The 9201-nt window shown below is 40.0% G+C and carries 17 protein-coding genes; 14 read left to right on the top strand and 3 right to left on the bottom strand.

All coding sequences use genetic code 11. The features are described from left to right. Positions 1-90 precede the first annotated feature (90 nt). Complete coding sequence (locus AC58P5_RS04460; protein WP_497384832.1) at positions 91-675, top strand: hypothetical protein; 585 nt, start codon at positions 91-93, stop codon at positions 673-675. After that, complete coding sequence (locus AC58P5_RS04455) at positions 668-1243, top strand: hypothetical protein (protein ID WP_497384831.1); 576 nt, start codon at positions 668-670, stop codon at positions 1241-1243. The genes AC58P5_RS04460 and AC58P5_RS04455 overlap by 8 nt, the downstream gene beginning before the upstream one ends. Positions 1244-1370: 127 nt before the next feature. On the opposite strand, the gene AC58P5_RS04450 is transcribed toward AC58P5_RS04455, so the two are convergent. Next, positions 1371-2123 (bottom strand): stalk domain-containing protein, encoded by a 753-nt coding sequence (locus AC58P5_RS04450; RefSeq protein ID WP_497384830.1) that lies wholly within the window; start codon positions 2121-2123, stop codon positions 1371-1373. 181 nt (positions 2124-2304) lie between these two features. Between AC58P5_RS04450 and AC58P5_RS04445 the strand changes: the two genes are divergently transcribed. From AC58P5_RS04445 to AC58P5_RS04430, 4 genes are read left to right on the top strand one after another with little or no spacing between them, the layout of a single operon-like run. Beyond that, positions 2305-2973 (top strand): hypothetical protein, encoded by a 669-nt coding sequence (locus AC58P5_RS04445; RefSeq protein WP_497384829.1) that lies wholly within the window; start codon positions 2305-2307, stop codon positions 2971-2973. After that, positions 2970-3485 (top strand): accessory gene regulator ArgB-like protein, encoded by a 516-nt coding sequence (locus AC58P5_RS04440; RefSeq protein WP_497384827.1) that lies wholly within the window; start codon positions 2970-2972, stop codon positions 3483-3485. The genes AC58P5_RS04445 and AC58P5_RS04440 overlap by 4 nt, the downstream gene beginning before the upstream one ends. A 5-nt stretch (positions 3486-3490) precedes the next feature. Then, a complete protein-coding gene (locus AC58P5_RS04435) occupies positions 3491-3613 on the top strand; it encodes a hypothetical protein (RefSeq protein ID WP_497384826.1) in 123 nt (40 codons plus the stop codon). Between the two features lie 14 nt (positions 3614-3627). Beyond that, positions 3628-3966: a LytTR family DNA-binding domain-containing protein gene (locus tag AC58P5_RS04430; protein ID WP_497384825.1), complete on the top strand. Its 339-nt coding sequence runs from the start codon at positions 3628-3630 to the stop codon at positions 3964-3966. 248 nt (positions 3967-4214) lie between these two features. On the opposite strand, the gene AC58P5_RS04425 is transcribed toward AC58P5_RS04430, so the two are convergent. Both AC58P5_RS04425 and AC58P5_RS04420 read right to left on the bottom strand, forming a co-directional pair. Next, positions 4215-4433, bottom strand: a complete 219-nt coding sequence (locus tag AC58P5_RS04425) for a helix-turn-helix domain-containing protein (protein WP_497384824.1) — start codon at positions 4431-4433, stop codon at positions 4215-4217. A 209-nt stretch (positions 4434-4642) separates the two neighbouring features. Next, positions 4643-5005, bottom strand: a complete 363-nt coding sequence (locus tag AC58P5_RS04420; RefSeq protein WP_497384822.1) for a helix-turn-helix domain-containing protein — start codon at positions 5003-5005, stop codon at positions 4643-4645. A gap of 203 nt (positions 5006-5208) precedes the next feature. Here AC58P5_RS04420 and AC58P5_RS04415 point away from each other — a divergent pair, with 203 nt between their 5' ends. The 8 genes from AC58P5_RS04415 to AC58P5_RS04380 all read left to right on the top strand — a co-directional run bounded on the left by AC58P5_RS04415 (position 5209) and on the right by AC58P5_RS04380 (position 9201). Continuing rightward, positions 5209-5430, top strand: a complete 222-nt coding sequence (locus AC58P5_RS04415) for a helix-turn-helix transcriptional regulator (protein ID WP_497384821.1) — start codon at positions 5209-5211, stop codon at positions 5428-5430. Between the two features lie 12 nt (positions 5431-5442). Further along, positions 5443-6210 carry a Rha family transcriptional regulator gene (locus tag AC58P5_RS04410; protein ID WP_497384820.1) on the top strand — a complete coding sequence of 256 codons (768 nt, stop codon included), beginning with the start codon at positions 5443-5445 and terminating at the stop codon, positions 6208-6210. Between the two features lie 12 nt (positions 6211-6222). Next, a complete protein-coding gene (locus AC58P5_RS04405) occupies positions 6223-6477 on the top strand; it encodes a hypothetical protein (protein WP_497384819.1) in 255 nt (84 codons plus the stop codon). 34 nt (positions 6478-6511) lie between these two features. Continuing rightward, positions 6512-6796, top strand: a complete 285-nt coding sequence (locus tag AC58P5_RS04400) for a hypothetical protein (protein WP_497384818.1) — start codon at positions 6512-6514, stop codon at positions 6794-6796. A gap of 312 nt (positions 6797-7108) precedes the next feature. After that, positions 7109-7384, top strand: coding sequence for a hypothetical protein (locus AC58P5_RS04395; RefSeq protein ID WP_497384817.1), 276 nt, complete (start codon positions 7109-7111; stop codon positions 7382-7384). Then, complete coding sequence (locus AC58P5_RS04390; protein ID WP_497384816.1) at positions 7381-7563, top strand: hypothetical protein; 183 nt, start codon at positions 7381-7383, stop codon at positions 7561-7563. The genes AC58P5_RS04395 and AC58P5_RS04390 overlap by 4 nt, the downstream gene beginning before the upstream one ends. Before the next feature lie 527 nt (positions 7564-8090). Then, a complete protein-coding gene (locus tag AC58P5_RS04385) occupies positions 8091-8333 on the top strand; it encodes a hypothetical protein (RefSeq protein ID WP_497384815.1) in 243 nt (80 codons plus the stop codon). Continuing rightward, positions 8314-9201 carry an ATP-binding protein gene (locus tag AC58P5_RS04380; RefSeq protein ID WP_497384814.1) on the top strand — a complete coding sequence of 296 codons (888 nt, stop codon included), beginning with the start codon at positions 8314-8316 and terminating at the stop codon, positions 9199-9201. The genes AC58P5_RS04385 and AC58P5_RS04380 overlap by 20 nt, the downstream gene beginning before the upstream one ends.

The raw sequence follows: 9201 nt of genomic DNA, 5'->3' as shown, positions 1-9201 counted from the left end.
GACTATAAATAGAGGACTCGGTCACTATCCAGAGAAATTTTTACATGGTAAGATTATCCTAAAAATAAACTGGAAATTGGTGAGAATGTAATGTATCCATCTTATGATGTTATTGAGTCATGTTTTAATGTGCTTGAAGAGAGGTTTAATGCTGATCCATCTGAAAAAGAATTAGTTGTTCAAATTATAAAGAACTATTTAGATTCCGTTGATCATATTTACCTTAGAAATTTATTCGATGAAGTATTCGGCACTAATATTGGATACGCATTCGAATTCACAATAATTGCAAAAACCGATTCTTTACAATTCCTTTCTATGAAAGAATATAAAAATGCTAAATTTTTTAGATTCTTAGTTAGTACCTTTTCAGTAGGAGTACTAAGAAGAAGTAAATTTCTGTTTGATGCCTATAGCATCATAAATATCACACATATGGATTCAACGCTCAGATTTATTCGCGCAGATAACGAAAGCATTGATTTTTCCTTGAACATGAATAATATGGGTTATTTGATTGCTAGTTGTCTTGATATTGTACAGGCTGAATTTGTAAATGATCTTAGCAAGTCGGACCAATCTGAACTACAAATTTTTATGGGGAATATAATAAAAAGATTGAATCACATGAATGAAGCTCTTATAAAACACACTTCCGGTGAGAATAATGGATGAAAAAAAATCATACAAGCCAGAATACCAAATAAACGGTATAATTAAAGAAAGCAAGGTTGACTACTATGCTGAAGCACCGGCGAACATAACTGATTATATGTCGAGGGAACCAAATAGAAAAAATTCTTCGCCGAGGCGAGCCGAAATAGAAAAAATGAAAATCGCAATTGAAAATATAAGTGAAACTTTAAACACTATGGCTTCAGCGGCTCAAGGAGGTGGTACCATGGATGACGGAACAAAAATGATGTTGGAACGCTTAGAACGTGATTCCCGCGAACGTGAAGAACGTTACCATAATGACTCCAAAGAACGGGAATCCAGGTATCATCAAGAATCGAAAGAGCGGGAAGATAGAATAACCAGTCTCGTTGAATCGATGCGCAATGATATTAAATCGGAATTTCAAAATTTCAATTCACAATTAAACAAAATCGAAACAAGCGTTACATCGCGTTTAGACAAAATCGAATCAAAGACAGACAACACGTATAAGCATATTACGGCAATCTCAATTGCTACTATTGTCGGAATAGCTGCATGCGTCGTAGCAATTCTTTTGAAGTGAACAGGAAAGACCCTCATAAAGAGGGTCTTTTTATTAATACTTTGTATTATGGATTAAATAGGTGAGATGGGGTAAGTTGAACTTACGTCATAGGGGTGTCCTCAAACTTGAGCAGACCCCTTCATAATCAGTAATTTTGAATTTTGTTGTAGTATTCAAAGTACCTGTCATTGACATAGAACCTTGTGTCAGTAACAAGATTAAACCCTTTAGAGCTATTGTTTAGATATATATTAAAATTAGCTTCGCTTTTTTGTTTTGCATATAATTCGAGTCCCTTGTATGATTCTTTGAAGTAATTAATGGCATCTGAATAGTCTTTTAAAATTGATTCAGCATCAAACATATAAGCGCCTTCTATATTAGAGCTTTCGGCTTCTTTTTTCATGATGGCTATAGCTTCGATAGTTGCTTTGTACATATCTATAGCGTTGTTGAGTTGTTTATTTGCATCATTCAATACTTTTTCACTATTAAGGTTAGCCGCGAGGCCATTCCAACTACTACTAAATCCACTACCAAGCCCAGCTATAACATCTCCTGCTACAAGAATTTTCTTATAATGCTCAGCAAGTTTTGAATACATTTTGAGTGTCCTAACATCTTCGTTTCCCACAGAAGAAGCATTTGTAGTTAAACTTGCAGTATATGTATTCTGATCCCATTTAACTTCTGCGCCCAGAGCCTCAGAAATAGCCCGTACAGGAAGCATTGTTGTGCCGTCTAAGTTAATCCCTGGGACCTCACTGTTGACGTAATTACCGTTAACCTTGACCTTTACGATGGCATTCCCTTTATAATCTCCGTTAATGCTCGATGCCGAAACAACCCCCGCGAACACACTAAAAGTAGCGACCAACATGATAATTTTCTTTTTCATTTTACGTCTCCAATCTACAAATATTTACAATCCTCATTTAATCACATTTTCCTGATGATTCCTATTAAATAATTCTTTATTTAAGACACGTTTTGGATAATCCTTACTAGTAGATTGCTTTAGTATAGATTATGATTATTAATAGAAAATACAGTCGTCTTTAAAGGCAAAGGGGATAGGGATGAATACATTTATCTACATAATTTTAGGCATGCTTGATTCACTTTCTAGCTTTGTGTTGATGTTTGCAATATTTAGTTTCCCTTTGCGACAGTACTTTAAAGAAATCGCGGCTGCAAGTTTGTTTATTTCGTTTGTATCTTATTTGAATCGTAATCTCTTAGGCATTGCGAACTGGGATATGGCAATACAATTTTTACTCTACATAACAATTCTGGTGGTCATATTTAAAGTAGCGCTGCCATATGCGATAGATCTTGCTTCAGTGGGCTATCTATCCTTTATCGGTATCCAGTTTATTGTTTATCCAATGCTGCTGTTGACACCAATAGTCACAACGGATGATGCCCAAGTGCTGACCGGTTTAGGGACATCGATCATACAAATCACAACCGATGTAGTCTGTTATTTAGTGGCGTTTCTAGTATGCCGTTATAATCTTGGATTTTCACATATTTCCTGGCCGCCGCACGATAGTTTCCTTCTTTACAAACTAAAAGGTGTGAAGCTGTTCTGGAGCGTTGTAAGCACCCTTGCAGCCCTTGTAATTTGTAGTACCATGTATTGGATACTTAATTACCATAACGGCCTTTACATCGTAATTCCGACCGTTTTAGGATCTCTGGCTTTGTTGCTGTATTTTTCATACCGGAGGGATTATGGGCGATGATACTTCGCATGTCTGACAAAATTGCTCATTGGATTAAGGAAGCTGACCCAGAAGGCCCTGTGAGTTTGGATATTTTAAAATATGCTCTTAGTATACTTATCAACCTTCTACTTGTTGTTATACCGTGCTTGGTAATTGGATACATGACGGGGAAAGTTGTTGAGACTGCAGCAGCTATATGGGCTTTTGTTTCATTAAGAATGTTATCTGGAGGATTTCATTTTAAATCTCTAGAAGTTTGTGTAATCGTATCCGTGATTTTGTTGTCATCGGTTCCCTATGCGGCACTCTTTGTAACAGATATTAAAATTTGGTTAGGCCTGGTCACTTTAGTCCTTGTCATTATTAAAGCGCCTACAAGTTTTGCGGGAACCAGATTAACAGAGAATAATAAGCCACTATTTAAGGGTTTAGCAATTTTATTGGTTTGCTCTAACTTTTTTATATCTTCGCCCGTTCTTGCAGTATCATTTCTGCTACAATCACTACTGTTGATACCAAAAAGGAGGTGAACTATTTGAAAAAGTATATCGCTCGCGCAGCCTCTATGTCACTTATGTTTGTTGCTGTAGTATTTGTTGTATCCTTCAAAGGCGCAATTGGTGAAATTGAAGCTCCAAAAGAACTGCTAAATAAATAAAGTGTGGTAGGGATATGTATATGCTACCTTGTCATAACTCTAAAGGCGATATGGTGATCATATCGCCTGATGACGTCTATTATATGACCCTTAGTAAGGGTAAAAATGTTCTGGTCACTGCTGATCAAGAACTAACGCTGTGCTTTTATGTGCCGCTTGATTACGCCGTGCCCTTTCTAGCTGGTTTCGGTTTTGATAAAATTCATGCCGGCCATATTGCGAATATGAAAAAAATAAAATATTATGACCCAGTCCTGATGCTGGCACATTTCGACAATAATATACACGCCCATGTATCAAGAGCTAACAAGCACAAGGTTAAACATTTGCCTAGAAAAAGTCCGACAGATTAACATTTCTTGTCGGTTTTTGTTTTTTATTCAGAGTTTTTTTGAAATGTTTCCCGTATCACATTCTTTTGCATTTGTAAACAACCAACTTGTCACAGATTTAGGTTATATATCTAACATATTGTGTATGGTATAGTACTAGCAAGAAGATTTGGTAAATTAGCGCAATGTCCGGAATGAATATTTTTCTACTCGCCTAAAGTACCCAAGATTGGGTAGAATGGTGTAAAGAGTAGAACTTCTACTCTTTCCTAATCCCTGATGGTACGCCAAGTGTAAAGATCGTCTATAGAGCAGCCAATTGCATGGGAAACCAGCTTGGCAATAGAGATTCCCATAACGTGTCGGAGATTGCTATAATCAGAAATTCGTTGGGGCGAAATTCCGGTTTGCTCCGAGAGCCATTGCTGCGTTTTACCGATCTTGTGAAGTAACTCAGGGATTAGGCATTGTTTAGGCTCAAAAACCATGACAATGCCACCTTATATTTTTTTTATCTCAAAATCGAACATATGTTTCTATAATTCAAGTAGTCTGTTATTATAACCTTACATAACAACAAGGGGCGGATAATTCATGGGTGAAAATAATGAAGACAAGATCCAGGAGTTTATCAAGAGAACTGGCTTAGAAATTACTCCTACAGATTTCCTAAAAGAAATTGAAGATTTTGTAGACTTCATTTATTCCGATGAATGCGATTCTTTGTAACTGCTCCAATTATTTCATCAAGCAACTGAACACTTACTGGATCATCTGAGAGATCAAGATTATGTTTCTTGATAATTTCTTTGACAATCAGGTCTGTTTTGTCCTGATTTACTTTCTCTGTCGGAGGAATACTTCTACCTACTAAATAATCAATTGAAACCCCGAAATAATCAGCCATTCTCTCCAGGGTTGCATACTCTGGGATTCTTCTCCCAACTTCATATTGGGCATAAGTAGAGCGCGATATGTTAATTTTTTCAGCCATCTGTGCTTGTGTAAGTTTATGTTTTTTCCTCAATTCAACCAATCTCTGCTCCAGCAGAATAACCACCTCCAATTCCTAAGAGACATTTAAAAGACTTTTAAACTCTTTTAAAGGTGCAACATTAATAATTATACCGTTGCTTGACGCGACCTAAAATGAATGTCGCACATTATAACAAGTAAGCCAGAAAAGGTATTGACTTGTCGCTTCAAGCGACTTATAATCAAGATATCAAATGTCGCACTAAGCGACTTAAGGGGTGGTAAAAAGTGAAAAGAGAATGGCTCATTAAAAGACGCACAAAAAAGAATTTTACTCAAGATGACATTGAATCGTTCACTGGAATTCCTCGTTCTACATATGCTCAGTATGAAGTTGGGCGCAGGAATCCAACAGTAGAAAACGCAAAGAAAGTTGCTCGGTTGCTTGGCTTTGATTGGGCCCTTTTTTTTGAAAATGAAAGTCGCTTGAAGCGACAAAAAATATCATAAGGAGGTACTTGCATGAGAAATCTTGTGTTTGTATCAGGTGGTAGAAGCGTGACTGATAGCCTAACTGTTGCCGAAGTGTTCGGTAAAGACCACAAGCATGTAATGCGTGACATTAAAGATTTGGAATGCAGCCATGAGTTTAGAGAGTCCAATTTCGGACCTTCCTCCTATCTATCTGTTCAGAACAAGGAGTTACCCAAATATCTAATCACACAAGATGGTTTTTCCTTCCTTGTCATGGGCTACACCGGCAAAGAAGCAGCCCGGTTCAAAGAAATCTACATTAAAGAGTTCAACCGGATGCGCGACGAGCTAACAAAGCCGCAATTCCAAATTCCTCAGACTTTATCCGAAGCGCTCCGCCTGGCCGCGAACCTCAGTGAAGAGAATGACCGAATCGCAGCTGAGAAAGAGAAGTTAGCCCTTAAGACGGCTGAACAAGAACGCCAGTTGAAGGAACAAGAGGCGCCAGTAGCCATTTACAACCTTGCGATATCGGCTATGAACTACCAATCAATGGCTGAGGTGGCTAAGGCGCTTGGAACTGGCCGCACCAGACTTTTTCAAATCCTCCGCGAAGAAGGCATCATCATTAAAAATCAAACGATCCCATATCAAAGGTACATTGATGCCGGATACTTCGTTGTCAGAGAGCGTCCAAGAGCAACCGGGGACAAGGTCGTAAATGATGTAGTCACCAAAGTAACAGCTAAAGGATTCGACTTTATCGCCAAACGGATGCAGAAACGCAATGAAACGAAGTTGCAAGTAATCGGATAGGAGGCCAACACCATGACAGCAATTCCTTGGATTGTCCGAGAGAACCAGCCGCATGCCCATAGATCTAGAGGAAATGCGACTGTGAAAAAACACGAGATGAAACCTAATCAATCCGGAAAGATCGTGGAGACCTACCGATACGGAAACAGTGTCGTGCATATATGTGACGGTTACTTTGCAGAAACGCCCGAAGAGGTCGAACGGGTGCTAGACGAGCATCACGCGGCCGGTTGGGTGATCGTCAATAAGATGAAGCAATATGTATAATCCATCCCAATATATCACAAAGGAGCTAACCCAAATGCAGGTTATGAGATCCAGATTAAGTATAGCAAAAGAAGATTTGTACAGTCAGATGGTTAGATTGTGCAATAACAATCTCTTCGAAGTTTTAAATTGGATCAAGAAAGACGCAGAAGAACTTAATATGTTGAATACTGAACTATCTGCGACTATTTGTTTTGCGAGAACAGTGAAAAGTCCTATAAATAGGGCGCATGCAACTTACGCTGCATTCTCTCAAATGTTTGAATCTTGGAACAAGGAAGGTGAAACGAATGCAGGTTATCTTCCACAAACCAACTGACCCATATGTAATTCGTAAAACCTTCGCCGCAGTCGGGCAGATATGTAAGAACAAATACAAGGACAAGCTTGCTCAAGAATCGCAAAAACAAGCAGCTAATAAGTAAATTCCATCCCAATATATCACAAAGGAGCGAAATACAGTGAGCCCAATCGCACATTCACTCAACTCTCGGATTATTGACGAAATCGAATTCTTAAGCACCATCCCACAAGACGAAGAGGCCGTCTCGGACTTCGTAAAATACAACCATCATGACACGATCAAATTACTTCGGGACCTGCAACGGGTTCTGGTAAAGGAGGAAATAGCATGAGTGCGACAATCCAGCATGAGGGGAAAGAGTTCGTCGTAGTTGAGTATTACGGTCCAGACGAAATGTCAGCTTACCGCGAGAGTGCAGAGGGGCACATTGAGCTATATACGAAAGTCCCACACTTCGAGCCGCGTATAGACCTTATCAACGTTAAATTGGTCAAAAAAGTGCTGGAATGGAGAGCGATCACGGAAGAGATCGAGAGAGACGATCGGCAAGTCACATGGAACTGGCGTCATAACCGGGAGATTGAGCAAGGTGCTGCAGGATGATCAGTTGGATTAACTTCATCTTTATTGTAACTCTCTGCTCCGGCGCATTGTTGATGGCAGTAGGCGTAAATATCGCCTATGTGATCAGGAAGGAAAGAAAAGACTTTTATATCGGTCACATGATAGTTGTCATGGGAATTTTACTTTTCGGCTTTGCGCTTGCATTACAGACGGAATAGGTGGGTGTACATGCAGTGGCTAATAAAATACTTCCTTGGGTATGCGAATGCGGAAACAAATGGGTGGACGGATTGTTCGTTACTTGGGAAGAGTGTCCAGAGTGCGGGAATCAGCCTTTACATGGGTCGGTCAGGGAGATGACCGAAGAAGATGATTGGTATGAATAGGAGGTTGAAGGGTTATGAACTGCGGATTTTGTAATGAGCCTATGGCATTTAAAGGAACAGACAAGAAAAACGGACTTATCGGTTACTGGATCTGCTTTAACAAGGATTGCCCTAAAAAGAAATAAGGAGTCAGCATGTTTCAAACCATACAAGACATAATCGAGCATTACACCAAAAAGGAGCATGGGGACAATGGAAATGTACCGCTGGTTAGCGAGTCAAAGACCCCACAACAAAGTAATGAACCGGAATCTACTGATTAACGCATATAAAAAAGGCACCCTTCAGTTGCAGCTGAATTGGCGCCCACTAGAAAACTATTCTACGAACATTGTACCACAAATGGAGCGTGATCGGGAATGCAGAGTCAAACTGGCTATGTAATCAAGTTGAAGGGCACTAACGGTTATCTGGACCGGCGTGTGTCCGGCGTCACGGCAGATTTGTTCTCAGCAATAAAATTCACGGTTAAAGATGATGCTGATCGTTTTCTCAATGCGAGCATTCATGCACCGAAAGAACCGGAAAGGTTTGAGGTGGTTCAGATTGAACGGCGGATATTTGAAAAGGAGGAACAACTCAATGCAAATTCGCAAAGCTGAACGTAAAAAGGCCAAGCTTAGACTCGGAATTTCTGCCCCAAGTGGTGCTGGCAAAACATACAGCTCGTTGTTAATGGCCTATGGCATTGCTGGCGATTGGGAAAAGGTCGGCATGATTGACACGGAAAATCGCAGTGGTGACCTTTATGCTCACCTTGGAGAGTTTTCAAAAATTGATTTAGACAAGCCGTACACGCCGGATAAGTACATCAAAGCTATTCAAGCTTTCGAGGAGGCCGGATTTACAGTCATCATTATAGATTCCTTAACTCATGCCTGGGCGGGCACAGGAGGCATTCTAGACATCCAGGCAGCGGTTGCATCGGCAAGTCGAAGTGGCAACAGCTACACGGCATGGAGAGAGGTTACGCCCCAGCACAATGCACTAGTGGACGCCATCCTGGAAAGTAAGTGTCATATTATCTGCACCATGAGGGCTAAAACGGAATACGTACAGGAAAAGGACGAACGCGGCAAGACGCAGATTAACAAGGTCGGCTTAGCGCCTATCCAGCGAGACGGTATGGAATACGAATTCACAGTGATGCTTGATCTTTCGCAACAACACATTGCTTCAGCATCTAAAGACCGGACAAGCCTTTTTGATGGACAGCACTTCAAACTGGGAATAGAAACAGGGCAACAACTCCTGGAATGGCTTGAAACCGGTGTGGAATTCATCAAAACCAATACGATAATCCGGCTTAAGACAAAATGGACCGATCTTGGTTTGAACATTGATCATATAGATGCACAATCAACCAAATTGTATGGATTGAAATTGGAACAACTCAGCGAACCGCAAGGACAGGAATTTCTTGAAATGTTGAAGCAAAAAGACCAGCAGGAAGCTGCGGAAGGAGCCTAA

Source organism: Paenibacillus sp. JT31N7 (assembly GCF_059692095.1).
The sequence above is the reverse complement of the archived record's forward strand: the minus strand, read 5'-3'. Positions and strand labels throughout refer to the sequence as shown.

Coding starts and splice junctions, on each gene's coding strand:
- AC58P5_RS04460 (WP_497384832.1), top strand. CDS start 91: ATGTATCCATCTTATGATGTTATTGAGTCATGTTTTAATGTGCTTGAA.
- AC58P5_RS04455 (WP_497384831.1), top strand. CDS start 668: ATGGATGAAAAAAAATCATACAAGCCAGAATACCAAATAAACGGTATA.
- AC58P5_RS04450 (WP_497384830.1), bottom strand. CDS start 2,123: ATGAAAAAGAAAATTATCATGTTGGTCGCTACTTTTAGTGTGTTCGCG.
- AC58P5_RS04445 (WP_497384829.1), top strand. CDS start 2,305: ATGAATACATTTATCTACATAATTTTAGGCATGCTTGATTCACTTTCT.
- AC58P5_RS04440 (WP_497384827.1), top strand. CDS start 2,970: ATGATACTTCGCATGTCTGACAAAATTGCTCATTGGATTAAGGAAGCT.
- AC58P5_RS04430 (WP_497384825.1), top strand. CDS start 3,628: ATGTATATGCTACCTTGTCATAACTCTAAAGGCGATATGGTGATCATA.
- AC58P5_RS04425 (WP_497384824.1), bottom strand. CDS start 4,433: ATGGTTTTTGAGCCTAAACAATGCCTAATCCCTGAGTTACTTCACAAG.
- AC58P5_RS04410 (WP_497384820.1), top strand. CDS start 5,443: ATGAGAAATCTTGTGTTTGTATCAGGTGGTAGAAGCGTGACTGATAGC.
- AC58P5_RS04405 (WP_497384819.1), top strand. CDS start 6,223: ATGACAGCAATTCCTTGGATTGTCCGAGAGAACCAGCCGCATGCCCAT.
- AC58P5_RS04400 (WP_497384818.1), top strand. CDS start 6,512: ATGCAGGTTATGAGATCCAGATTAAGTATAGCAAAAGAAGATTTGTAC.
- AC58P5_RS04395 (WP_497384817.1), top strand. CDS start 7,109: ATGAGTGCGACAATCCAGCATGAGGGGAAAGAGTTCGTCGTAGTTGAG.
- AC58P5_RS04390 (WP_497384816.1), top strand. CDS start 7,381: ATGATCAGTTGGATTAACTTCATCTTTATTGTAACTCTCTGCTCCGGC.
- AC58P5_RS04385 (WP_497384815.1), top strand. CDS start 8,091: ATGCAGAGTCAAACTGGCTATGTAATCAAGTTGAAGGGCACTAACGGT.
- AC58P5_RS04380 (WP_497384814.1), top strand. CDS start 8,314: ATGCAAATTCGCAAAGCTGAACGTAAAAAGGCCAAGCTTAGACTCGGA.